At 69.8% G+C, this 22,252-nt stretch carries 23 protein-coding genes and 2 pseudogenes; 12 read left to right on the forward strand and 13 right to left on the reverse strand.

Annotated features, from left to right (window positions below; genetic code table 11):
• Positions 1 to 33: 33 nt before the first annotated feature.
• On the reverse strand, positions 34 to 1,347 hold the full coding sequence (locus JE024_RS35995; protein ID WP_205378043.1) for an NsdA family TPR-like regulatory protein: 1,314 nt from the start codon (positions 1,345 to 1,347) through the stop codon (positions 34 to 36).
• Positions 1,348 to 1,567: 220 nt separating this feature from the next.
• On the opposite strand from JE024_RS35995, the gene JE024_RS36000 reads away from it, so the two are divergent.
• Entirely contained in the window at positions 1,568 to 2,125 is a 558-nt protein-coding gene (locus tag JE024_RS36000) for a sugar nucleotide-binding protein (protein ID WP_280521584.1), read from the forward strand.
• Here the strand turns inward: JE024_RS36000 and JE024_RS41435 are convergent.
• From JE024_RS41435 to JE024_RS36015, 3 genes and pseudogenes are all read right to left on the reverse strand, one after another.
• Positions 2,106 to 2,576 (reverse strand): annotated as a pseudogene (locus JE024_RS41435) (HNH endonuclease); the annotation flags it as partial. The gene JE024_RS36000 and the pseudogene JE024_RS41435 sit on opposite strands and share 20 nt — an antisense overlap.
• 117 nt (positions 2,577 to 2,693) lie before the next feature.
• The gene (locus tag JE024_RS36010; protein ID WP_205378046.1) at positions 2,694 to 3,119 is read right to left on the reverse strand and encodes a hypothetical protein; all 426 of its coding nucleotides are present in this window, start codon (positions 3,117 to 3,119) and stop codon (positions 2,694 to 2,696) included.
• A 129-nt stretch (positions 3,120 to 3,248) separates the two neighbouring features.
• The gene (locus JE024_RS36015) at positions 3,249 to 3,533 is read right to left on the reverse strand and encodes a DUF6233 domain-containing protein (protein WP_205378047.1); all 285 of its coding nucleotides are present in this window, start codon (positions 3,531 to 3,533) and stop codon (positions 3,249 to 3,251) included.
• A 106-nt stretch (positions 3,534 to 3,639) separates the two neighbouring features.
• On the opposite strand from JE024_RS36015, the gene JE024_RS36020 reads away from it, so the two are divergent.
• Positions 3,640 to 3,861, forward strand: a complete 222-nt coding sequence (locus JE024_RS36020) for a LexA family protein (RefSeq protein ID WP_205378048.1) — start codon at positions 3,640 to 3,642, stop codon at positions 3,859 to 3,861.
• 19 nt (positions 3,862 to 3,880) lie between these two features.
• Positions 3,881 to 4,066, forward strand: coding sequence for a hypothetical protein (locus JE024_RS36025; RefSeq protein ID WP_205378049.1), 186 nt, complete (start codon positions 3,881 to 3,883; stop codon positions 4,064 to 4,066).
• Positions 4,067 to 4,190: 124 nt separating this feature from the next.
• Here the strand turns inward: JE024_RS36025 and JE024_RS36030 are convergent, their stop codons facing one another.
• The 3 genes from JE024_RS36030 to JE024_RS36040 form a co-directional block, all read right to left on the reverse strand.
• Positions 4,191 to 4,421 carry a hypothetical protein gene (locus JE024_RS36030; protein ID WP_205378050.1) on the reverse strand — a complete coding sequence of 77 codons (231 nt, stop codon included), beginning with the start codon at positions 4,419 to 4,421 and terminating at the stop codon, positions 4,191 to 4,193.
• Between the two features lie 30 nt (positions 4,422 to 4,451).
• Positions 4,452 to 4,631 carry a hypothetical protein gene (locus JE024_RS36035; protein WP_205378051.1) on the reverse strand — a complete coding sequence of 60 codons (180 nt, stop codon included), beginning with the start codon at positions 4,629 to 4,631 and terminating at the stop codon, positions 4,452 to 4,454.
• Positions 4,632 to 4,705: 74 nt separating this feature from the next.
• The gene (locus JE024_RS36040; protein WP_205378052.1) at positions 4,706 to 5,395 is read right to left on the reverse strand and encodes a hypothetical protein; all 690 of its coding nucleotides are present in this window, start codon (positions 5,393 to 5,395) and stop codon (positions 4,706 to 4,708) included.
• 167 nt (positions 5,396 to 5,562) lie between these two features.
• On the opposite strand from JE024_RS36040, the gene JE024_RS36045 reads away from it, so the two are divergent.
• The gene (locus JE024_RS36045; RefSeq protein WP_244883445.1) at positions 5,563 to 5,988 is read left to right on the forward strand and encodes a hypothetical protein; all 426 of its coding nucleotides are present in this window, start codon (positions 5,563 to 5,565) and stop codon (positions 5,986 to 5,988) included.
• A 621-nt stretch (positions 5,989 to 6,609) separates the two neighbouring features.
• Here JE024_RS36045 and JE024_RS36050 read toward each other — a convergent pair.
• Positions 6,610 to 6,912, reverse strand: a complete 303-nt coding sequence (locus JE024_RS36050; RefSeq protein WP_244883447.1) for a hypothetical protein — start codon at positions 6,910 to 6,912, stop codon at positions 6,610 to 6,612.
• A gap of 281 nt (positions 6,913 to 7,193) precedes the next feature.
• On the opposite strand from JE024_RS36050, the gene JE024_RS36055 reads away from it, so the two are divergent.
• The gene (locus JE024_RS36055) at positions 7,194 to 8,867 is read left to right on the forward strand and encodes an SWIM zinc finger family protein (RefSeq protein WP_205378054.1); all 1,674 of its coding nucleotides are present in this window, start codon (positions 7,194 to 7,196) and stop codon (positions 8,865 to 8,867) included.
• A gap of 75 nt (positions 8,868 to 8,942) precedes the next feature.
• Here JE024_RS36055 and JE024_RS36060 read toward each other — a convergent pair.
• The 5 genes and pseudogenes from JE024_RS36060 to JE024_RS36080 form a co-directional block, all read right to left on the reverse strand.
• Positions 8,943 to 10,477, reverse strand: a pseudogene (locus JE024_RS36060) (ISL3 family transposase).
• A 530-nt stretch (positions 10,478 to 11,007) separates the two neighbouring features.
• Positions 11,008 to 11,394, reverse strand: a complete 387-nt coding sequence (locus JE024_RS36065) for a hypothetical protein (protein WP_244883449.1) — start codon at positions 11,392 to 11,394, stop codon at positions 11,008 to 11,010.
• A gap of 58 nt (positions 11,395 to 11,452) precedes the next feature.
• Positions 11,453 to 11,662: a hypothetical protein gene (locus JE024_RS36070; protein WP_205378055.1), complete on the reverse strand. Its 210-nt coding sequence runs from the start codon at positions 11,660 to 11,662 to the stop codon at positions 11,453 to 11,455.
• 317 nt (positions 11,663 to 11,979) lie between these two features.
• Positions 11,980 to 12,933 (reverse strand): FAD-dependent oxidoreductase, encoded by a 954-nt coding sequence (locus tag JE024_RS36075; protein ID WP_205378056.1) that lies wholly within the window; start codon positions 12,931 to 12,933, stop codon positions 11,980 to 11,982.
• Between the two features lie 10 nt (positions 12,934 to 12,943).
• Positions 12,944 to 14,389 carry an NsdA family TPR-like regulatory protein gene (locus JE024_RS36080; RefSeq protein ID WP_205378057.1) on the reverse strand — a complete coding sequence of 482 codons (1,446 nt, stop codon included), beginning with the start codon at positions 14,387 to 14,389 and terminating at the stop codon, positions 12,944 to 12,946.
• Between the two features lie 248 nt (positions 14,390 to 14,637).
• Here JE024_RS36080 and JE024_RS36085 point away from each other — a divergent pair, with 248 nt between their 5' ends.
• The 7 genes from JE024_RS36085 to JE024_RS36115 are packed head-to-tail and all read left to right on the forward strand — an operon-like array spanning position 14,638 to position 22,248.
• A complete protein-coding gene (locus JE024_RS36085; RefSeq protein WP_244883450.1) occupies positions 14,638 to 15,120 on the forward strand; it encodes an ATP-binding protein in 483 nt (160 codons plus the stop codon).
• A 40-nt stretch (positions 15,121 to 15,160) separates the two neighbouring features.
• A complete protein-coding gene (locus JE024_RS36090; protein ID WP_205378059.1) occupies positions 15,161 to 16,471 on the forward strand; it encodes a glycosyltransferase family 4 protein in 1,311 nt (436 codons plus the stop codon).
• The gene (locus tag JE024_RS36095) at positions 16,468 to 17,466 is read left to right on the forward strand and encodes a D-2-hydroxyacid dehydrogenase (protein ID WP_205378060.1); all 999 of its coding nucleotides are present in this window, start codon (positions 16,468 to 16,470) and stop codon (positions 17,464 to 17,466) included. Before JE024_RS36090 ends, JE024_RS36095 begins: the two co-directional genes overlap by 4 nt.
• A 3-nt stretch (positions 17,467 to 17,469) precedes the next feature.
• Complete coding sequence (locus tag JE024_RS36100; protein ID WP_205378061.1) at positions 17,470 to 18,579, forward strand: radical SAM protein; 1,110 nt, start codon at positions 17,470 to 17,472, stop codon at positions 18,577 to 18,579.
• Positions 18,579 to 19,694: a hypothetical protein gene (locus tag JE024_RS36105; protein ID WP_205378062.1), complete on the forward strand. Its 1,116-nt coding sequence runs from the start codon at positions 18,579 to 18,581 to the stop codon at positions 19,692 to 19,694. The genes JE024_RS36100 and JE024_RS36105 overlap by 1 nt, the downstream gene beginning before the upstream one ends.
• Before the next feature lie 17 nt (positions 19,695 to 19,711).
• Entirely contained in the window at positions 19,712 to 20,509 is a 798-nt protein-coding gene (locus JE024_RS36110) for a radical SAM protein (RefSeq protein ID WP_205378063.1), read from the forward strand.
• Between the two features lie 23 nt (positions 20,510 to 20,532).
• Positions 20,533 to 22,248 (forward strand): carbamoyltransferase C-terminal domain-containing protein, encoded by a 1,716-nt coding sequence (locus JE024_RS36115; RefSeq protein ID WP_205378064.1) that lies wholly within the window; start codon positions 20,533 to 20,535, stop codon positions 22,246 to 22,248.
• The last annotated feature ends 4 nt before the right edge of the window (positions 22,249 to 22,252 follow it).

Below are 22,252 nucleotides of genomic sequence, written 5' to 3' on the forward strand. Positions count from 1 at the left end.
ACTCGCCTGCGGCTCCGGTGTCGAAACCGGCTTTCACACGGCGGCGACGGCTGACGACAGGGCGTCGAACCGGTGGATCATACGCTGGGAGCTGACGGTACCGATGAGCCCTTCGGCCTGGTCGAGGAGTTCGCGTGCCTGGTCGCCGTCGCCGCACTGGCGGACGGTGTCGGCCAGGTCGAGCACTGCGTGGAGGTGGTCGCGCGGGTAGTCGGTTGCGGTCGCCTCGACGCGGCTGCGCAGAAAGGGGACGGCCCGTGACGGCTGCTGGCAGGCGAGCCAAGCTCGGCCGGTGGCGGCGTCCACAGAGTCCTTCGTGAGCCAGGTCGCCCACCACGGTGTGCGCTCGTCGGGAGAGCCGAGGTGGCCCAGTGCCTCGTCGCGGAATCGGAGGACCGCGTCACGGTCGTTCCGGCGTCCCGCGGCGTAGACACGCCGGTCGGCGATCACTGCGGCGGCTGCGGACGGAAGGTCTGGAGTCCGTGCGGCAATGTCGAGGAGTGCGGCGGCGTCGTTGTGGTGACCCAGCCATGCGGCCTGGTACGCGGTGGAGGCGACGAGGTTGGCGGTCGCGTGACGGGTGGTCAGTGAGGTGGCGGTCTCGCGGGCCAGGCGCATGCCGGTGTGGTAGATGCGCTGGGCCTGCGGGTGCTGGCGGGCGTCGAAGCACATCCAGCCGACCTGCTCCGTCAGCTCGATGTAGGCGGCATGAAGCCGGTCGGTGAGGGGCCCTTGGCCGCGGGCCTGTGCCACGACCCGGGAGGCGCTTTGCCAGATGCCGATGCCCCAGGTGAGGTCGCCGCTGGCGCTGCCGGTGGAGTCGTCGATCTCCCGCAGGTCGCGAACTGCTCTTTCGATCGACCTGACGAGCCGTTCGTTCAGCTGACCGGAAGGGGCGGCGGAGGCTTCCGCTATCGGGCCGAGCAGCAGCGCGAGGGCGGGGGCGGTGGCTGCGGCTCCGGTGAGCATGAGCAGGTTGCGGCGGTCCATCAGGTCTCCTTGGCTGATCTCCTGGAGCAGGGCCTCCAGGGGGGCGTCGCCGGGCGCGTCGAGGTGACGGTGACGGGTCCGGGGGCGGTGAAGGCCCCATCCGACGTCGGCCGCGGTGATGCACCGTCCAGCCCTGGCGGTGAGGACGGCCAGGGCGTCCGCCTGATTATCGGGCTGCGGGAGAGAGGGGGTCTCGCGAAGCCAGGGGTAGGCCGCCTTCGGGCTGAGGGGGGAACAGCCGCGGCGGCCCCGCCGCTGGTTGATGCGGGCGATGAGCTGCTCCGGCCGCATCCCCAGCTGCTGTAACAGGGCGCCGAGCACGTTGGCCGGCGGGGCGTCAACCGCTGCTGGCTCCATGGGCACTCCAAGTCCGGCGGGGTCCTGGTCGGAAGGTACCACCGCTCAGGGGGCCGCCAGAAGATGGGACGAATGGGGCCTGGTGTACGTACACCAGGCCGCAACGTCGGTGCCCGTACGCCGAGTTGGTGTGTGCACCGGGTACACCGCGGCGACCCCTCGCGATCACGCCTCCGCCTCCGCTTGTCTGTCTCACCTCGCAGGAACGTGGAGGTGAGGGATGCGAGTAGTGATCTTCGGTGCATCCGGACTCCTGGGCCGCTCCGTGATGCGGGCCTTCGGCGACATGACCGTGACGGGCACCGCCTACAGCCGGACCGCCGGCGGCCTGGTCGCGGTCGACGCGACGTCGGCCGACGCCATCGCGCGCCTGCTCGGCCGGGTGCGACCGGACGTTGTTGTGAACTGCGTGGGCGAGCGCCGCCCCGCGGTGTGGGCTGGTGCACCGGAGAGGGCCCGCGCCGGCAACGTGGATGCGGCCGGGCTGATCGCCGAGGGCGCTCGCCGGTGCGGGGCCCGGCTGGTGCACATCTCCAGCAACTACGTCTTCGACGGGACGGCGCCGCCCTACCGGCCCGGCAGCCTCCCGAATCTGCTGAACGCCTACGGCCGGTGGAAGCTGCTGGCCGAGCACGCAGTGCGCAGGGCCTGCCCGGACGCGGCGATCCTGCGGCTGCCCGTGCTGTACGGGCGCGTGCGGTTCGCGGCCGAGACGAACCTGACCGAGATCGCCCGCCAGGTCGCCTCCGGTGCCCCGGTCGGTTCGACCGCGCGGTGACGGCGACGAGGCTGGTCGCTGCCCCCTGGTCGTTGGCGTACGCCTCCCGGCGGGCCGCCGTCCAGGCGCTGGCGCCCGAGTCCCACGCTTCAGCGAGGGGCACCATGTGGTCGATGTCGAGGGAGCCAGCATGGATGACGGTCTGCCTGTCGTAGTACGACGTCCAGGATCCGCCGCTGATGGCGCAGCCGGTGCCGACTTCGGGCGCCAGTGTGGCTTCAGCGAGGAGCACCTCGGCCCTGGTGTTGCATCCGTCGGCCGGGTCGTCCCCGCTCGTCCAGTGCTTGAAGCTGGAGCGGGTGTAGCCGGTGCGGTCCTCGACGACGACGGGGAGCAGCTCGACGGCGTCGGCGAGCGGCACGGCCTCCAGGGCCTGGGCCGGCGTGGCAGCGGTGAGCGGGGCAAGAGCGAGGGTGAGCGCGGTGAGCCCGCGCAGGAAGGTCTTGATCACGAGGACGTGGATACCGGCCGCGCCGTCCGCGAAGCCAACTACCTGCGTGAGAGCCACTCAGGCAGGTGAGTCCTTTCACCTGGTGAAACGTTCCGCGTCGCCCCGCGCCGCCGCAACCTAGTCGCCCGAGGGCCCGTGCGCGTACCAGGTGCGCTGGATCTGGGGCTGGATGACCTCGTACATGTGCCCGACCCAGACGCGTTCCCGTGTGATGGGCCAGGCGGTAGGCATGGGCGTCGGCTCGTCCTGAGGCAGCCGGCTCTCCCAACCGGTGAAGCGACCCATCTTCCAGTAGGGCCACATGGACACTCCGAGCGGATTCTCCGATTCTGCCTTCGTCCAGTCGACGGTGAACGCGGTGTGCATTCTGTCCTCGTCGAAGAACCCGGTGAACGGGGCCGTGAGTGTGGCCTGCCCGAAGATGACGGTGGAGAAGGTCGCCGTCGCTCTGCCGCTGTACTGACCGCCAAACGAGCCGCCATCAACCTCCAGGCCGAAGGTGAAGGCGTCGCTCTGGAACATGGTGTATCTGCCGCTGTACATCGGATTCCCTTCGATCTTGAGTGTCGGTTTCGAAGGGTTGCCCGCTCGCGCGTCAACCTTGGCGGGCAGGAGAGACTTTGGCCGCCAATGGGCGACCGCAAGCGGAGCAATCGCCTGGCAGTTGGCTCGTTAGCCGACCCTTCCGAGGAGAGTGTCCGCCTGGCAGTGGGTGCAAGCTTCGACGCCGTCGGCGGCCGCGGCCGCCGCTTCCTCCCGGGCCGCAGGGTAAACCCGGCAGCCGGCCATGTGGCACCCGCCGACGTGGACGTACGGTCGCGGCCGGTCGGCCCCGATCCCCGTCTCGATCACCCAGGCTGGCACTGGCGGCCGCCGCCGCTCCTCGCCCGCGCGGCGCTCACGATCCTGGCGCTCCAGGTCCGCGATCCGCTCCCGGACCCAGCTGAGGATCTGCATGATCCACGTCTCTAGGGTCCGGAGGCGTGGCAGATCGGCCGGCGGGCGGAAGGTCGGTCACCTCTCCAGCTTGCACCTGAAATCGAACAAGGGTTCTACTGGGGCTATGTCCAGGCAGAAAGTCCCCCACCTCACCGACACTCAGGTCCGGATCCTCCGGCACATCCGGGAGACCATCGCCGCCAGTGGGGACGCGCCCACCGTCAGGGAGCTCGCAGCCTCGGCGGGCCTGCGACCTTCCACGGTCCACTACCAGCTCGGGGAACTCGCAGCGAAGGGCGCGGTCACCGTCGAGCCCCGCCGCCACCGAGGGGTCCGGCTCGCATGACGACTCGCAGGAGACCCGCATGACGACCGGCCGCCACCACCTGCTACTCACGATCCACGGCAAGCCCGCCATGCACGGCTGGTGGGAGAAGCACGACACGGCGGACCGGATGCGCGCCGCGTGGACCGGGGAGTATGGCGACACCCCCGGCGTCCGCATCGTCCTCGTCGACCAGCTCGACGACAGCGAACTCTCCTGGCCGTAGCTGGCCGCTGTCAGAGGCCGCTGCGATACTCCAGGCACCCATCCACTGATTGCGACGGGCTGCTACCGGGCCCGCCCGCCGACCCCCTGCGGGGACAGCGACCGGCGGGCGGGTACCGCACCGGTTAGGCGTCCGCCTCGCGGGCGGCCTTCTTGACCGCCATCTCCAGGTCGACCCGGTCCAAATTCTTCTCTGACGCGTACTCGGCAACTGCCCTCTGCGCCGCAGCAGCGGCCGTGAGCCATGGCCTCCAGACCTCCGCGCTGTACTCCTCGGCCGTGGCCTGCCGACCTGCTGCGTTCGCCTCGCGCTGGAGGCGCACCAGTTCTTCCGGGGGAGCAGAGTTGTCGGCCATGGCCGGATCCTACGAACCGGGAAGCGCCGCCTACTCAGGGGGTGCCGGGACACGCTGCGCGAGACGCACGGCCAGCTCATCCGCCGCGACGGCATCCTGCCCTTCGCCGTCGACGACCTGCCGCAGCAGGGCCAGCACTGCGTGAGCTTCCCCGACCGTGAGCAGCGGCTTCCGTGGGTCAGCGGTGTCGAGCAGCTCGTAGATGTCCATGCCGAGTCCAACGCGAGGGCGGGCGCGTGGACACGCCGAAGGCCCCGACCGTGACGGTCGGGGCCTTCGGCGCTCTACTGCTCGGGATCGTCAGGTAGATGCCCGGCAATCTCGATGCCGCGGCGCTTTCGCAGGAAGCGAGCGGCCAGCCACAGTGCGCCACCGAAGACGGCGCAGGGCTCCCACACATCAGTGGCGAGCGCGTCGAGCCCACCGTCGCCCACGATGTAGACGGCCTGCGCCCCGACGGCCGCGGTGATCGTCGTGCGCACCCGCTCATCCCTGCTCAGAACCCAGTCGACCGGCCGCCACATGTGCTCAACGAGCACGTTCAGGCGGAGGCGGAGCTTTAGTGCTGCCACCACGAATCCGGCCGCGTGTCGGAGGCGCGCCCTCGGCGTGACGGTGATGCCTTCTTCCGGGGCGCCGGCTAGGTCTGCCTGCCACTGCTCCCTGAACTCGGCCCCCCTGTCTCCGGCGATGCTCAGTGCCAGCGTGGCCAGGCGGGCGCTTGCACGGTTCGCGGCGACGTTCGGGCGGAGGGTGGCGCCCATGAGCGAGTCGTAGCGCTTCGTGGCCGCATTGAGCTCGGCAACTGCCTGATCGAGCGCGTCCATCATGGCGTCCGCGTGCTCCTGGGAGCCCTCGCCGCTGGCCAGCCATGTTCTGGCCATGACCTGATGGCGGGTGGCGATGGCCAGGGCCTCGTTGCGGCTGATGGTTCCGGCTTGCATTCTTGCTTCGAGCGAATTCAGCTCGGCCATCGCTGTCCGCACGGTGGCCGCTAGTCCCTCACGCTCCTTGCGGCGCGTGTCCAGAATTTTTCTCGTGGCGTCGGCCAGTGCCTGTGCGCGAAGGCGGGCCCGATCGGCGCGGAGTCCTGCTTGGAGTGTCACTCCCTGCCAGACCGCCAGCCCGATTCGGGGCCGATGTGGGCTATCACAGCTTCTGCCTCCAGGAGTCGGACGATGCCACCCTGCCGGTGCCCTATCCGGACGACTCCGTTTTCGGGCAGTTCCTCACGCTGTTCCCCGGCCGGATCGACATCTTCAGCGCCGGCCACACCCACACCGCCGCGGTGACCGTCGAGGTGTGGGACGTTCGACCGCCGGACGAGGGTCGCGGACAGTGGGACGAATACGCAGAGGGCGAGTATGTCTCCACGAGTGGCATCGTGGCCGTCTGGTCGATGAGCCTCGGGCGGGCCGATCAGGACATCCCGCTGTCGGACGGGGCAGGCCGCTGGCACGTGCAGGTGCACTCGGCCGGCCGGTCGGAGGCCGAGCGCCAGTCTGCCGAGACGGGCACCGCAGACGGCGTGGAGCGCTACCTTGTCCGTTTCTGGCCTGCGGAGTAGCAGGGCGCCATGCACCCGGTGGTGGGGGCGTGACACGTCGCCGTCCGGGCGTCACGCCCCCGGCCGTGGCTAAGAGTCGATCTTCACCATGAAGCCGTCATCGAGGCCGTCGACGACGGTTCGGGGACGGCGAGGCGCCAAGCGGGGATGTCGACGAGCTTGATCTCGTACCCTCCCTGGCACCAACCGCCGTACAGCTCCTTCGTCTCCGGGACCCTTCCGGATCTGCGTTCCGCAGCGACGCGGGCGGCCACTTCTCCAAGTCTGGACCGCTGCCGCTCGTGACGATGCGGACGTCGGCCTCCGCGAGCTCTTGCAGCAGCTGCTCCGTGAACGTCACGCGAGGCTGCGGGGGAGAGCCTGGCCTGCGCGCGGATGCAGGGCCCCCCGCGCTCGGGCGGCTGGGGGTTGAGGAGAGTAGTCCGAGCCTTACGCGGGCGTGACCCGCGGGGAGGATACGTGCCGCGCGCCAGGTAGTGCCGGCCCGCGCTCGTCAGGGCGACGCTCCACTGCCCGCCCTTCCGGAAGACCGTGACCAGGCCCCGGTTCTGCAGTGCCTGACAGGTGGTCTTGTAGGAGCTGGTCTCCCATACGCTGGCAGGACTCCCGACTTCCACCCACTCAAGAACCGCAAGCTGACGTCATTGACTGGCCGTTCCAATGGTCTGCCTTCGGATCATGGCTGCGTGACGGGCGGAGGATCATGCAGCCGAGATCGAGATCCATATGCCTGGCCGCGGCCGACCGTAGCGACGCCCTTATCTGGCCGGGCAGGCCATGGGCCTCGTCGGCCGCCCGATGGGCGGCGGCCTGCGATGAGGTCCAGTTGAGGTTGACCTTGATCAGTCCCGAGGTCACGCCGTGCTTATCCAGGGAGACCGTGCGCGAGGCCTTCGTCCGGTTCACAGCGGCGGGCTGGGTCATGCGGCGTCTCTCGGGGAAGGCCCAGGGGGCCGGGGTGGTCGACGACCATACAGGCGGGGCGTGAGGCGCCCCAGGGAATCAGCCGTTGACGGTCCGGTGCGAGGAGGATCCGTCGGCCGGGCGGCGGTGCCGGCGGGACTTGGAGGGCGTGCGAGTTGCTGAAAGCAGCAGCGACGTGCGGAGGTGGCGCCGTACTGATTCCTGGGGTTGTTCGATCCGGCGGCCGTTAGTGTGAGCGCAGTTGGTGGGGGAGTCCGAGCCGGAGCGGAGCGCGGAGAGTTTTGGGCGGTCTTACGGAGGCGAAGCTGAGGGTGCTGGCCGGCGAGCGTTCGTTCGGGCGCGGGCTCGGTTACGTCGACGCGGTGTCAGGTGTGGAATTCGGTGACGGCTGGATCAGGGCGTCGGTGCACGGAACGAAACGGTACAAGACGGAGCTCGTCCTGGGTGGGCGCAAGAGGAAGGGGCCGGCGGGCACGTGTGACTGCCCGTACGGCCAGGAGGGCAACTTCTGCAAGCACCTGGTCGCTCTCGGCCTGACCGTGATCGCCCAGGAGGCGGACCTCCCGCGTCTGCGGGAGTCGGCCCGGGACCGGGCGCGCAGCCTCGATACCTGGCTGTCCGCCCTGTCGCGGGAGGAACTGCTCACTCTCGTACGAAATGAGATCGCCGAGGACCAGCAGCTTGAGCGCCGCCTGGAGCTGCGGGCGGCGAGTGCTCGCGGAGACCTGGCCGGGATCCGGTTCCGCATCCGTGAGCTGCTCGACATCGACCCGTTCGCCCAGTACGGCTACGTCGAGTACGCCGACGCCCGCGCCTACGCCGACCAGGCCGGGCAGGCGGTGTCCGCGATCCGCTCGCTGACCGGCTCCGGCCGGGCCTCCGACGCGATAGCACTGTCGCGGGAGGCGATCGGGCTGCTGGCCGGGGTGGCCGAGAGCGTCGACGACTCCGACGGCTGGCTCGGCCAGATCGGCGCCGGCCTCGCCGACGCACACCGCGACGCCTGCTACCAAGCCACGCCCGAGCCCGAGGAACTCGCGCACTGGCTGGTGACCCACGCGCTCGACGAAACGGCCGACCTGACGGACATCGACCCGCTCGACTACGAAGGCCTGCTCGGCGAGCAGGGACTGATCGCCCTGCGCCGGTACGCGACGGAAGCATGGACGGCCAACCGCACCGGCTGGGCCGAGAAGCACCTGCTGCAGCGCCTGGCGAAATCGGGCCGGGACGTCGACACGGTGATCGCCGTGCACGCCGCCGACCTCGAGCCGAATGGTCACACCCACCTGGCCATCGCCCGCGAACTGGACACCGCCGGTCGCCCCGCCGAAGCCCTGGAGTGGGCCGAGCGCGGCATCCGCGACGCCGAGGACCTCGCCACTGTCGACACCGCCCTGGTCGACCACCTCACCGACCGCTACACCCGAACCGGCCGGCTCGCCGACGCCGTCACCCTGCGCCGTGACCACTTCGCCGCCCGCCGCAGCCTGCTTACCTACCAGCAGCTGCGCGCCGCAGCCAGGATTGCCGCATGTTGGCCGCCCGAGCGCGAGAAGGCTCTGGCCTTGCTGCGCACCGACGCGGAAAGGGCGAAAGGCTGCGGTGGGCGCGTCCTCGTCGACGTCTTCCTGGACGACAAGGACATGGATGCCGCCTGGCGCGCGGCCACGGAGCACGGCGCCCACGACGGCCAGTGGCTCACCCTCGCCGACCGATCTCGCACCGCCCGCCCCGCCGGTGCCCTCGCCGTCTACCACCGCCTGGCCGCCCCGCTCACCTGCCAGACCGGCAACCACGCCTACGAACAGCTCGTCAGCCTGCTCCTGAGCATCCGCGACTGCCACCGTCACCTCGGCACGCCGGACGACTTCACCACGTACGTCACCGACCTGCGCGCCACCCAGAAGCGCAAACGGAACCTGATGCGCCTGATGGACGAACACGACCTATGACCCATCCGTAAGGCGTTGACGGGGTCTGTCAAACGAGCGGGTCTGTTCCGTAGTCGGTGGTGACGGAGGGTGCCATCAGCTCAGGAGGATCCGGTGGCGGAGGAGAGGGAAGCTCGCGCGGCCGTACATCTGGCGCTTGATCAGCTTGGTTCTATTGTTGACGCCTTCGGTACCGCCGTTGTGGTGCGGCAGGGTGAGGGCGGCGTCGACTGCGGTGCGGTCGCTCTCGAAGCCCCGGGTGAAGGCATGCAGGTGGGGCACGTCCTCGGCCTGGGCCGAGGTGATCCAGGTGCTCAGTAGGGTGGCATTGCCGTCGGCGGGATCCAGCAGCACGGCAATGTGGTGGATGAGGTCGGCCAGAGCGGTCATCTCGTGGCAGACGGTGCGGGCGGCCTCGATGCGTTCCCGCTGGTGGTCCGCTAGGCGGTCGGGGCGGGTGAGCAGGTAGCGGGCGAGGCGCCGGGGCGAGAGTGCGGGCCGGTCGGCCTTGACGCGGGCCCTGGTTGATGTAGCGGACGAGCAGTTCGAGCTGCCGGTGTAGCCCAGTTCTCTGATCTCCTGGAGGAGATGGGTGACGGGGACGGCCGGGTTCTCCAGCCGGCGTTGGCGCAGGTGATCGCGGTAGGGATCCACGAGGGTGGGGCGGTACTTGAGGGCGCGGATGAGGCGCTCGGGCTCGGCGACGCGGTCGTAGCGCTTGACGGTGTTGAGAGCCAGGTTCAGGCGGCGCGCGCACTCCAGAAGTCCGACTCCGGCTCGCGCAGGGCGTGGACCTGCTGCCAGCGCTCGCGGGTGGTGGCGGCCTGTCTCCCCTCGGCCGGGGGCGGGCCCGCTTTCGCCCAGCAGGTGCTGTGCGCGGCGACCTCCTTGCGGACGGCCTCGGCGAGGTTGTGCCACAGGTGCCAGCGGTCGCTGATCTGGACCGCGTTGGGCAGGGCTCGGCGGACCGCCTCGGCGTAGGTGGCCGATCCGTCCCGACACACGGCCTCGATGCCCGGATGCCCGCGCAGCCAGGCTTCCAAAGTGGCGGCTTCACGGCCGGGCAGTACCTCGATTCGCTCACCGGTCTCGGCGTTGATGATGATCGTGGCGTAGCTGTGCTGGCGCCGCAGGGCGAAGTCGTCGACCCCGATCACCCGCGGGTCCCGCACCTCCGGCACGGGCACCCGCCGCAGTAGCCGCAGGGCGGAGGCGTACGACACGGGCACGGCCAGAGATCGGGCGAGTCGGGCGGACGCCCGGCCGCATAACTCCTTGACCAGCTCGGAAAGCTGGCCGGTCAGACGTGTGGTGCGGCGCCGATGGCGCTCCAGGAGCCCGGGGACCTGCTCTCGGAAGGTCTGCCGCCTGCAGCCCAGGACCGGATAGACCAGCCGTCGTATCCGCACCCGGACCACGACCTGCCGGCCGTCGACCGGCACCTCCCGCACCGTCCGGCCGTGATACCCGTGGACCCTCCCCGTCACCACCCCGCACACCGGACAGGGAACGGGAACATCCCGAGTCCGAGCCGAAACCCGGACTACCTCCCCACCGTCCGCCACACCTTCAATGACCAACGCCGACAGCCCCGAAAACGCCGTTCCCACAAGCGTGTTCGCATCATGCACGCTCAATGATCACAGGCGAGCACTCACCGTCACCACCGACTACTGAACAGACCCGAACGATTTACAGTCCCAAGCCGGCCCTGATAGCAGATCCCGCAGGCACGGGCCTGCACCGTCTCGACGCGCTCGGACGTCACCTCGGCCCCGTCCGACTCGGCCTCGATCCAGAACACAAGGAGATCTGGTGGGCTGTGCCCGACCGTAAGGCATGGGCTGTGGAGTCGACGACACCAGGCCGGATCCTCGACCTCATCAACGAGCGTGCTGATCCAGCCTGGGCTGATGAACCCCTCGCGCGTGCCGGATACCAGCGCATCCTCGACACGCTCATCCCGTCTGTAGGATCCACACGGCATGCAGGGCGGCTCGGCCCCAGGCAGAACGGCTTAGGACGCCGCCGCCTTGGCGGCTACGCGTCACCGCCAGGGCCTCCTCCCTGTCGGCGGCGCAGCACCCCCTGGGCTGGGTTCGCCATACTGGCCGCCTCGGCCAGAATGCCAGCCTCTTCGTGGCCCACCGCTCCCTGGATGTCAGTCTTCGTCGGTGGCTGCCTGTTCCTCGACCTTGGCATCCTCTACCATTCGCTCGATTTCCGCGTCGACTCGACGCAGCTCGTCGGCCACCAGACCCCACGCCCGCCCGTGCAGCTCTTCTGGCACCTCGTCCTGGATGAACTGCGACAACCGGCTTATCTGCATCTCGGCGTCGTACTCACTCGCGATCGTCGGCGAGGTCGCCACAGCCCACACCAACCGGCCGACCGCCGCGACCCCCCGGCCGATACCGCCGAGCATCGCCCCGAAATCCGGCAATGTCCCCTCCTCCACCTTCAGCAGTCTGTCGATTCTGACTGTGCGGGCCAGCGCCGTCCCAACCGTCCCAGGCAGATAGTGACGGACGCACAGCATGAAGGCCACTCAGCAGCCTGCGGAGTCCTGCTCTGTGGCCTCCTCCAGACTTTGGCAGGTAGGAGCGCTACCAGGAGGTGGGGCCGGCGAGTTCGGTGACGGGCTGGCGACCGGCCTGGGGAATGCTGAGGAGGACGCGGGCCTCATGGACCGCCTGGAGCTGCTCGGCTGTGGGCGGCGCCCAATCGAAGAGTTCCAGGGCCTCCTTCGGGGTGGCCAGGATGCGGGCGTAGGTGGGTCCGATGGCTGGATCGACAGGGGTGGGGCCGAGGCTCATGGGGTGGCGGTGTAGCGGACGCGTGAACAGGGTTCGTCGGGGCGTGCAGGTACCCGAGGTACCGGGTGCCGGCGAGCTCGGCCGTGGCCTTACGGGCTTCACGGATCAATAAAGTCTCGGGGTGTGCGTGATCCGGGGGTCCCGGTGTGCCGCGGGGTAGCCAGGTCGCGCCGGTGTCGGGGTCGAGGAGGGCGAGGACACACCCGTCCGGGACAAAGGCCCCACGCCCAGGACTGGCGAACCGTGGGGCCGCCAGGGACGTCTGCTCCTTCAAGGCGCTGGGAGGAGTAAGAGACGTATCGACCAGCGACCTGAGATCACTTCAGGTCAAGCAGCATCCGAACCTCCTCGGCGCAGCCCCATGAGAGCGTGACGCCAGCACCCCCGTGCCCATAGTTGTGTACGACGACGGTGCCATCCTTTCGACGCTCGGCCTCCACGCGGACTGCGGATCGGGTGGGGCGGGCGCCGATTCGGTGTTCCAGGACGCGGGCCTCAGCAAGGCGGGGTTCGACCTCGGCGCAGCGGGCCTGGATGTTGGCCGCTGCCATGTCGTCGGGGGCGAGGCTGCCTTCGCCGTCGATAGCCGTACCGCCCAGGACGACCGTGTCGCCATGGGGGTAGAAGCACAGCAGGTCCGGAGAGAGGCCGGTGTCCTCGGAGAAGAACTCGGTCAGCCCCGGGTTGGTGACAACGACGTGCTGGCCGCGGATGGACCGAAGGCCATGGTCCGGGACCAGTTCCTGGGCACCCAGGCCCGTGCAGTTGACGACCAGTGGAGCAGGCGCGGCGTCCGCGAGCGAGGCCAGGTGCCGCCGCTCGACCGTTCCTCCAGCGGCGTCGAGCCGGCGCAGGAGGTAGCCGAGGTAGGTGGGCATGTCGATCAGCGGCACAGTGAATCGGTACCCGGCGGTGAAACCTGCTGGCAGTTCGGCCGGCTTGCACGGTCGGATGCCGGGCAGCGTGGTGGCCCAGTCCGGCGGGGCTTCGGCCGTGCGGGACGCTTCAATGCCGCTGGTGAGCCGGATGCCTGTGGCCGGGTTCTCGGCCAGCTTGCGGAAGATCTCCAGGGATCGTTGTCCCCACTGGTCGACCATGTCCTTCGGCTCGACCAGGTATGGCCCCCACGTCGCCCCAGCGGCCAGTGAGGTGACGCCCGGCACCTGCTCGGCGATCACGTGCACCGAGGCTCCGGCCTCGGCGAGAACGACGGCGGTGGTGAGCCCTGCCACCCCAGCCCCGACAACGACAACGCGCTCCCCTGCGGTCATGATCCTGACCCTAACGGCCGGGTTGCGTCGACGGGGCGTGTTCGGCAAGGGCGTGCTCAAGGGTCGGCAGGAAGCTGCGCACGTGGGCGTTGCGCTGTCGGCGGCGTAAATCTGCGGCGAGCTGGTGGAGCAGGGCCGCGCTACGTGGCGAGCGCACGACGTCGAGGCGGTCAGCGACGATCTGGCCGATCTGGCAAGCGGCCTCTAGGTCACCATGAGCGCTGTGGCCCAGGGCCAGCCAGGCCCCTTCGAACATGGCCCTGCGTTGGCTGGGGTCGCCGCGTGGGACGTTGTACGCCCCGGAACTCAGCATCTCCGCTCCCTGGGCGAGGAAGCGCCGTCCCCTCGTGTCACCGTCCGCCTTCAGCCGGGCGCGCCCCATCTGGATGAGGCCATAACCGGCCTGACAGTCCAGGTGGTTGTCGGTGAGGAAGTACATCCAGCGAGGCTCCTCCTGGCCGCCGTCCCGGCTGGCGATCAGGTCACGGGCGGCCCCGCGGGTGTGGGCGAAGTCGTTGTCGCGGCCGGCGGTGGCGTACGCGTACGCGAGCCGGGAAAGGACGGATGCCCGAACGACCGGCGGCGCGGCGTCGCTGGCGCGGCGGGCGGCCTCGCCGAGGGTGATGGCGTCCGCCGGGTGTCCCCGGCTCGCGGCCTGAAAGGAGAGGTCGCCGAGGATGTGGGCACACAGGGGCAGGTCGTTGACCTGGTGTGCTGCCCGCAGTGCCGTGGCGAAGTAGCGCTGCGCCAGACCATGGTCGGCAGCGTCGAAGGCCATCCAGCCGGCCAGCTGGCCGATCTCCGCGAGCGCGCGGATGAGGCGGCTCGCGACGGCGGGAGCATGACCGCCCTCGCGGATCAGCAGGCCGACCGCACGGAACTGAGCTCCTACATAGGGGAGATGACGTGCTCCACCGTGCTCGTCGTCGAGCGCGGAGAGTAGGGGCAGGTGCTGTTCGACCTGGTTCACGAGCGGATCGGCGCCTGCGGACGGCATGATCCTGGGCGCGTACTGTCCGCGCCCCGCAGTGCCGTTGAGGTACTGGGCGACGATCGCGAGGAGCCCCGCGCCCGAGATCGCGAGGAACCGGCGTCGGTCAACGAGCCCTCCCATCACCCAGTCCTCCACGATCGCCTCCATGCCCTGCACGGTCCAGGGCCGCGCGAGATCCGTGTCGGCCGGAACGAGCGCCGAGGAGTCGCCCACGCGGCCCTGCCAGAGTTCGGCCACCGAGACAGGTCTACCCAGTTCCTGGGAGAGCACGTAGGCGGCCATCATTGGTAAGGGCGAGCGCGGCAGTGAGCCGGCGTCCCGCCAGTGGTACGGCGCCGACTCGGCCACCGTACCCGCTCCGAACACCCTGTTGAGCTTGCGAGCGAGCGCCTTCGGGCTCCACCCGAGCTCGTCGAGGCACCCCGCCAGTACGACGTTGAGTTCTCCTGCCTGCGGTGCCACGTGTGACCACCTCTTGCCCCAGCGGTTCGTCCATCACTTCTCGCGCTCCCTCATGGTGACGTTCTCGTAGTCCTGATTCACCTCCTTCTCAAGGAAGTTGACCGAGTTGACCCGTTGATCGGGTCCTGCGTGACCGGCCTCCTCCGGTGTTCTTGGATCCCGGCGGAAGGCGCCGCCTTCGGTGCCGACGGAGAAAAGGGTGGGCTTTGAGACATCACACGAGCACCTTCCGAAGCCGTCCGGGCAGTGTGCTGGAGCGCGACGTCGGACAACCGACCTCCGTCACCAGGCAGGACGACATCGGCGGCGCCGACGCGACCACGCTGATCACGGATCTGCCGTACGGGCCGAAGGCGGCCGAGGTAGCCCGGGAGGCTGTGGCGGTCGCACTCCACGGCACCGAGGTGGACCTCCTCGAAGACGCCCGGCTGATCACGTCCGAGCTCGCGACGAACGCGTTTGCCTCAGGCAAGCCGCCCCTGGTCCTGTGTGTCGACCGCATGACACCGACCACCGGCGGCCTGGAGGTCGAGATCACCGTCACCGACGGCGGCTCCTCTCACCCCGCGCCGTTGTCTCCTCCGATTTCTGGCGAGGAGGCCGAATCAGGGCGAGGGCTGGTCATCGTCGGGGCCCTGGCCGACGACTGGTCGCTGACGACCGGCACCCACGGCACCCGTGCCTGGTGCCGACTCATCTGTGAGGCCCATTCCACGACCGCCAGCGCCTGATGCCCACGTCCGCACCTCTCTTCGAAGGAGGCACCACACGGTGCGCATTGACCATGCCACTCCATCGCCCCCGCTCACGGCCGTACCGGGGGTGGTTCGCAGGCCCCGTGTCATCGTCGCCCTCCACGAGGGATTCTTCGGTGCGGCTTCGGGCACCGGCTTCAGTAACCGCGCTTTCCTCACGGCCCTCGCCCGCCTGCTGCCGCCGGGCCGTCTCTCCGTGGTCACCCCGCACGTGCCGGAGGCGGCAGGAGCGCACGATCGACGGTGGGCCGGCGAGGTCCAGCACATGCTGCGGCAGGCCGAGGCCGACGTCATCACGATCCCGGAGGCCCAGGCGGCTGCAGACTCGATCCATGGTTCCGTACAACTGTGCGACCTGGCGGGCGAGGCGGCCGCGCGCATCGCCGACCGCGCGAGCCGGTGCCTTCTCATCGGCCTCGACATCCCGCTCCTCGGGCTTGCCCCCTATACGTCGCCTACCACGGACCTGCTGCTCATTCCCCGCTCGACGACGGCGCTGACACGGCCCAAGGACCTGCCTCGAGTTCACTGGGAGCGAGACGCCCTGCGGGCGGCGACCGTCCGAGGCGGACGGATCGGTGCCATCTCCTCCCACATGCGGGGTCACCTTGTTGTCAGATACGCGGTCCCTCGAGAAAACATCGTGAGCGTCCCGAACGGGCTGATCCAGGAGGAAATGGCCCGGCCGGCCAGCGCGCCACCCCTGCCCGTCAGGGCCCGCGCCGGCTTCCTTCTGGCCATGGGGCGCGCCGTGCCGACGAAGGGCTTCGATGACTTGCTGGAGGCGCTGCGCATCCTCAAGGAGCGCGGGGTCCGCGCTCCGCATCTGCTCCTGGCAGCCGTGACCTCGGACGAGCACGAGCGCCCGACCTCATACCAGGAGAGCTTGGCGACGCGCATCCGCGCGTACGGCCTGGACGCGACTCTGATCACCCGCTTTTCCCCGACGATCCGCGCCTGGCTGCACAACTCGGCCCTGCGCGCGGTCGTAGTTCCCTCGCGAGAGGAGCCCTTCGGCCGCATCCCCCTGGAGGCGTTCGCGGCTGGAGCGGGCCCCGTGGTGGCAACCATGGCCGGCGGGCTGGCCCAGACCGTCGTCGAAGGCGAGACCGGCTTCACCGCCATGCCTCGTGACGCCAGGTCTCTGGCCGCTGCGCTCCACCGCGCCCTGACCGTCCTGCCCCGCGAACGCGACCGGCTCCGCAGCGCCGGGGCTGCCCTGGTGCGCTCGCGCCACGACTACGAGGCCAGCATCGGCTCCGTTGTCGAGCGCATCGCTCCTTGGGCTCTGGTGCCGACGTCGAGTGCGGTGGGCCGAGTGCGATGAACCGGCCGGTGGTGTTGATCAGTCTGGAGTCCCCACACTCTTTCTGGCGTTTGTCCGCCGAGCACGAGCGCGCGCTGTCGGCCGCCTTCCCTGGTGTCGAGTTCCGTACGGCGACCGAGGAGGCCGTGCCGCACCAGCTGGCCGAGGCGCATGTCTACTTCGGCTGGACGTTCAAGCCGTCGTGGCTGTTCGGCGCGCCGCATCTGAGGTGGATCGCCTCCCCGGCGGCCGGCACCGACCATCTGCCCGTCGCCGAGGCCCACTCTGTCGGGGTGGCTCTGACCCGCTCGTACGGGTTCCACGGCAGACCCATGACCGAGCACGCCATGGGGATGGTCCTGGGCTTCTCACGCGGGCTGTTCATGAGCCAGCTCGCCCAGCGGAACCGGACCTGGTGGAAGGACGACCTGGCCGAGGAGTTCTTCGACCTGGCGGGGGCGACGATGACCATCGTCGGGTGCGGCAGTATCGGCGGACACCTCGCGTGTGCGGCCCGCTCCTTCGGGATGGACGTCATCGGCGTACGGCGGACGCCGCCGGTGGCTGCCGAGGGCGGGATCGCGTGGATGCACACGTCGGCGGTGCACCAGGCGGTCGCCGTCGCCGACGTGGTGGTCGATCTGCTGCCCGCCACTCGGGCCACGGACCGCTTCTTCGACCACGACCTCTTCACGGCGTTCAAGCCCAGGTCGCTCTTCCTCAACCTCGGCCGCGCGGCGACCGTCGACCAAGCGGCCCTCCTGGCCGCCCTCAACGCCGGCCACCTTCGCGGCGCTGCCCTGGATGTCTTCGATCCGAAGCCGCTTCCCGCCCGCCATCCGCTGCGGCTGCACCCCCGGGTCGTCCTCACGCCGAAGAGCTCCACGCTCAGCCGCACTTACATGAACGAGGCGGTCGCGTTCTTCGCCGACAACCTGCGTCGCTACCTCACCGACCAGCCGCTCAACGGCTTGGCCGAGGTGCCCGCTGCCCGCTTTCCCCTCGTAGGAGGCTGACCGATGCCCGCCACACGCCACCGCGACCTGGCCGCCGCCTTCGCCGCGACCGGCCGCAACCACCCCTACCTGGCCTTCACCCTGAACTCGCTCTGCAACCTGGACTGCGTGTTCTGCAAGCCCCGCTGCATGCCGGACTACGGGCACAAGGACCGTCCCCTGACCGCCTCCGATTACGCGGCCATCGCCGCCGAGGCCGGTGCCTGGGAGATCAAGAAGGCGCACTGCTCCGGCGGTGAGCCGACCCTCCGGGTGGACATCCTCGACGTGATCTCGGGCCTGGCGGGCGGTCTCGGGCCCGGCGCAGCGATCGGCATGACCAGCCACGGCAACCTGCGCCGTGGTCTGAGCGTCGAACAGCTCCACCGCGCCGGCCTGACGTACCTCAACCTCAGCCTCCACAGCCTCGACCCCACCCGGTCCGCCGAGATCATGGGCGGCGGCGACCCGCGCATCACCCGGCGCACCCTCGACACCGCCCTCTCCCTCGGCATGCGCATTAAGATCAACTGCGTTCTGCAGCGCACCTACCTGGATGACGCCTTCGCCGTGGCCGAACTCGCCCGCGACCTGCCCGTCGCCGTCCGCCTGATCGAGCTCCAGAACATCGGCCCCGCCCAAGCGCTTTTCGACACCGAGTTCATCAACGAGGCGGAGGTCCGAGACCGTCTCCACGAGTGGTTCTCCAACGCCGGCGAGGTCCGCAGGGACGAACTCGGGGTCCGCAGCCCCGGGCAGTACCTCCGCCCGGACGGCTGGGCGGGCTCGATCGGCTTCATCTCCAACTCCAGCTGCGCCACATGCTCCGATGCCAACCGCATCAAGATCACGCCCACGGGCGTGGCCCGCCCCTGCATCCTCCACAACCGCGACATTCCCCTGAAGCCCCACCTCGCTGAAAGCACCCTCGGCGACGCCTTCGCCCACCTCTTCCACGCCATGCTCGACCGCAACACCAACGACGCCTGGCAGGGCTTCCATTACGTCGACTACGACCTGCGCTGGGACCGGATGGAGCGCCCTGAGGGCACCCCCGTCCTGCCCGTGCTGCCTCTCCTCACCACGGACGCGGCCCGGCCCGCCTGCGCCCGCGCCTCCTCGGGGGAACGGTGATGGCGGTGGTCGAAGCGCCGTCCCTCTATCCGGTGCTCGGAGCGCTGTACGAACGCGAGTTGGATGCCCACGGCATCGGCGCGATGATGCTCACCCACAAGTGGCAGCCAGCCGACCTGCTGGCTCCCCACTCCGACATCGACGTAAGGGTCCTCCTCTCCCAGCCCCCGACGGACTGGGAGGAGTGGAACCACCGCCTGGCCGCCGCGCACACCTCCGCGGTCGGCCGGGAGATCTCCCACCGGCGTCTCCTGGAGCATCCGCCCGGCTTCGCGTTCACCGTGGCCGAGGCAGACGGGCGGCTCGTCTCCGCGCCCGAGCTCGCAACCTGGTCGCTGATCAGCGGGAGCGCTCGGGACTTCCAGCGCTGGAAGTCCCGAGCCCAGATGGCGTCGTGGTGCGACGTCGACGAGCGGTTCTACCGGGGGATCCTCCACGGGCGGCTGGGCGGCCGGTACCAACTGGCGGCGGACAGCACCGACAACGTGGCGGAGGACATCGTTGCGTACCGGCGCCACTGCGCGGCCTGGCACTACATGGCCCCGTGCTGGTTCGCCGCCGCCGCGCTCGCGACACGGACCCGCTGCCCCGGCAAGACAGCCGCCCTCACTCAGTGGCGGCCGGACGGGCTCGCCGGGTACGCCGAGCTGTTCCTCGGGCACGCCGAAGATCGTCCCGATGCCCGTCCGCGGAGTCCGCGTCACCTCCTCCGCACGGCCCACGTCGCCCTGGAGGCTGCGATGTGCCGCGTTCCCGCCGCGGGGCCCGCCGGCCAGGGCGAGGAGCACACCCGTACCGACTGGGTGATGACCACCGGGATGCTCCGCGTCCGAGTCGCCCGCTGGCTCTACTACCTCGACCCGCCGCCCGGCGTGGCGACCGGCTATCTGATCCGGCGTGAGGCGAAGGAACTCCGAGCCGCCGCGCACACCCTGAACGCGCTCGCGGCCGACGAGGCCACTCCCGCCCAGCGGCTGGCCGCCCGGATGACGGCGTTGATCCCCGCCGGGCCGACCACCGCCGGCACCCTGCGCGCGACCCTCGCGCTCTGGCACCGGCAGAAGTCCACCGTGCAGGACTTCCTCAGTCTCACCCCCGGTGACGTCCACCCCTGACCCAAGGAGTCCCCGCCATGCCTGCGCGTGCACCCCTGCCCCGCATCCTGAAGACGGCCAAGATCAAGATCACGACGAAGTGCAACCGGTCCTGCGACTTCTGCATCTTCGCCGACGGCGCCCAGGGCGAGAACATGTCCCAGGAACTGTTCTCCACCATCCTGGCCAGGCTGGAGACCATCCCGTTCCAACAGCTACACATCAACGGCGGCGAGCCCACCGTGCACCGGGACTTCCCCACCCTCAGCGACGCGGCCCGCACCCGCCTGCCGGACAAGGTCATGGTCCTGGGCACGAACGCCATCACCCTGGCCCGCAACAAGCGGATCATGGAGGTCACCCTCCGCTCGTACGACCAGATCCTCATCGGCTGCGACGACGAGCACGAGAACTACGACGAGGTCCACGCCGTCGTGCCCCGCCTCCGCGAGGCAGGCAAGACCGTGGTCATCAACAGCGTCCTGGAAGGCATCAGTTCCACCCGCCTCACCCAGCTCGCGAGGCTGTGTGACACGTACGGCGCCATCCACGTCACCAACCACGTGCACCACGTCGACGTCGGCCAGCCCGCCAACGAGCTACGCGGCATCTGCGACCGCTACCTCGACCAGCACCTGATGATCGAGATGGACGGCTCCTGCTACCGCTGCTTCAACGCCATGGCGAAGGACGACAGCGAATTCAGCATCTGGGACGAAGACTTCACAGCCAAGGTGTTCGCGTCCCGAGGCCACCACTTCCGGTTCTGCCTGCGCTGCCACGAGTACACCGACTCCGGCGCCGCCCTCCTCCCCACCTCGGCCCTCGCCGTCTGACCCCAGACCGGAGGTACACCACCATGCCCGCAGTCCTCGGACTGAACTTCCACCACGACACCAGCGCCGCCTTGGTCGTCGACGGCCGCCTCTACGCGGTCGAGGAGGAGCGCTGGAGCGGCGTCAAGCACAACCACCCCATCCGCAAGGGCACGCTCGCCGCCCCGACCCGCGCGCTCCAGTGGTGCCTGGAGGCCGCCGGCCTCGAACCGCAGGACATCGACGCCGTCTGGGCCGCCTCCATGCGTCCCAGCCCCGCCGCTGGCTGGTGGCTGGCCGAGGAGCGCGACGAGCTCGCCGCCCTGCTGCCCGCGCCGCTCGGTGAACACCTCCGTCTCCTCTCCCACCACACGGCACATGTGCTCTCCGGCTATCTGCTCTCCGGCCACGACCACGCGGCGGGCCTCGTCATCGACGCCGGCGGTTCCTCCCTCGGCTCCGACTTCGGCCCGGGCCGCGAGCGCATCACCGGGTACGACCTGCGACCCGATCGCATCGACCGCCTCCACCAGGGCATGCCGACCGTCGTGCCCAGCCCGGCAGGCCCCCGGCGCGTCCACTCCTCCCTCGGGCACTTCTACCGGAACCTCGCGCGGCGGGTGATCCCGCCCGGCGACGAGCCCGAGGGCAGCATGATGGCGCTCTCGGCCTTCGGCGATCCCCAGCGCTACGGAGCGCAGATCCGCGAGCTGATTCGGCTCGGTGACGACGGTGAGGTCCGCATCGATCGCCCCTGGGGCTCGGCGGACAGCAGCACACCGCTGCTGCTCGGTGGCCGGGCCTGGACCGCCGACAACGTCGCGGAGCGGCCGGAACACGAGCGGGCCGACCTGGCCGCCGCTGTCCAGGAGGTCTTTGCCGAGTCCGTCGTCCACATCGCCCGCCACTTGCAACGGCTCACCAGGGCCTCGACGTTGGTGTTCTCGGGTGGGTGCGCCCTGAACTCCCACCTCAACGGCCAGCTGGCAGCCGACAGCGGCTTCGACACCCTTTTCGTGGCACCAGCCCCGCACGACGCGGGCACCGCCGTGGGCGCCGCGCTCTACGGCTGGCACTACCAGCTCGGCCAGGAGCGGCTCCCCGTGCCGACCGACGCCGCATGGGGCCCGCGCCCGGGCGCTCTGCCGACCACTGCAGTGCCGGCCGGGTACCGCGCACTGACCGATCTCGGACCGGGGATGGCGCCCACGGTGGCCACGCTCCTCGCGGATCACCACATCGTCGGCTGGGTGCAGGGACAGCTCGAATTCGGGCCGCGAGCCCTCGGCCATCGCTCGATCCTCGCCCACCCCGGCCACGCCGCCACGCGCGACCGGCTCAACGCGATCAAGAAGCGAGCCACGTACCGCCCCTTCGCCCCGGCCGTCCTCGCCGAGCACGCCACGGAGTGGTTCACGTCGACGGGCGACCCCTTCATGAACCGCGTTGCCCGCGTCCGCCGATGCCGAGCGGACCGCATCGCTGCGGTCAACCATCACGATGGCACCGCCCGCGTGCAGTCCGTCGCCGCCGACCACCAGGGCCTGCACGAACTCCTGAAGCAGTTCCACGGGCGCACTGGACTGCCGGTGCTGCTGAACACTTCCTTCAACCGCAAGGGCACGCCGATCCTGCGGACCGCCGAGCAGGCCGTGGCAGCGGCGGCGGATCTGAGCCTCGACGCCTTGGCGGTCAGCGACACCCTGCTGCTCGCCGACCGCGTGCCGGACCCCCGTGCCACGGCCCTTCGTACGAGGTGAGGCT

Origin of the sequence: Streptomyces zhihengii, from assembly GCF_016919245.1 — a bacterium.
Classification (GTDB): domain Bacteria; phylum Actinomycetota; class Actinomycetes; order Streptomycetales; family Streptomycetaceae; genus Streptomyces; species Streptomyces zhihengii.

What these genes read in the sequence shown, in the direction of transcription:
- JE024_RS36095 (WP_205378060.1), top strand. Translation starts at nt 16,468, where the DNA reads ATGAACCGGCCGGTGGTGTTGATCAGTCTGGAGTCCCCACACTCTTTC.
- JE024_RS36105 (WP_205378062.1), top strand. Translation starts at nt 18,579, where the DNA reads ATGGCGGTGGTCGAAGCGCCGTCCCTCTATCCGGTGCTCGGAGCGCTG.
- JE024_RS36040 (WP_205378052.1), bottom strand. Translation starts at nt 5,395, where the DNA reads ATGGCCGAGCTGAATTCGCTCGAAGCAAGAATGCAAGCCGGAACCATC.
- JE024_RS36075 (WP_205378056.1), bottom strand. Translation starts at nt 12,933, where the DNA reads ATGACCGCAGGGGAGCGCGTTGTCGTTGTCGGGGCTGGGGTGGCAGGG.
- JE024_RS36015 (WP_205378047.1), bottom strand. Translation starts at nt 3,533, where the DNA reads ATGCAGATCCTCAGCTGGGTCCGGGAGCGGATCGCGGACCTGGAGCGC.
- JE024_RS36110 (WP_205378063.1), top strand. Translation starts at nt 19,712, where the DNA reads ATGCCTGCGCGTGCACCCCTGCCCCGCATCCTGAAGACGGCCAAGATC.
- JE024_RS36010 (WP_205378046.1), bottom strand. Translation starts at nt 3,119, where the DNA reads ATGTACAGCGGCAGATACACCATGTTCCAGAGCGACGCCTTCACCTTC.
- JE024_RS36020 (WP_205378048.1), top strand. Translation starts at nt 3,640, where the DNA reads ATGTCCAGGCAGAAAGTCCCCCACCTCACCGACACTCAGGTCCGGATC.
- JE024_RS36035 (WP_205378051.1), bottom strand. Translation starts at nt 4,631, where the DNA reads ATGGACATCTACGAGCTGCTCGACACCGCTGACCCACGGAAGCCGCTG.
- JE024_RS36025 (WP_205378049.1), top strand. Translation starts at nt 3,881, where the DNA reads ATGACGACCGGCCGCCACCACCTGCTACTCACGATCCACGGCAAGCCC.
- JE024_RS36100 (WP_205378061.1), top strand. Translation starts at nt 17,470, where the DNA reads ATGCCCGCCACACGCCACCGCGACCTGGCCGCCGCCTTCGCCGCGACC.
- JE024_RS35995 (WP_205378043.1), bottom strand. Translation starts at nt 1,347, where the DNA reads ATGGAGCCAGCAGCGGTTGACGCCCCGCCGGCCAACGTGCTCGGCGCC.
- JE024_RS36115 (WP_205378064.1), top strand. Translation starts at nt 20,533, where the DNA reads ATGCCCGCAGTCCTCGGACTGAACTTCCACCACGACACCAGCGCCGCC.
- JE024_RS36000 (WP_280521584.1), top strand. Translation starts at nt 1,568, where the DNA reads ATGCGAGTAGTGATCTTCGGTGCATCCGGACTCCTGGGCCGCTCCGTG.
- JE024_RS36070 (WP_205378055.1), bottom strand. Translation starts at nt 11,662, where the DNA reads ATGAGCCTCGGCCCCACCCCTGTCGATCCAGCCATCGGACCCACCTAC.
- JE024_RS36030 (WP_205378050.1), bottom strand. Translation starts at nt 4,421, where the DNA reads ATGGCCGACAACTCTGCTCCCCCGGAAGAACTGGTGCGCCTCCAGCGC.
- JE024_RS36050 (WP_244883447.1), bottom strand. Translation starts at nt 6,912, where the DNA reads ATGACCCAGCCCGCCGCTGTGAACCGGACGAAGGCCTCGCGCACGGTC.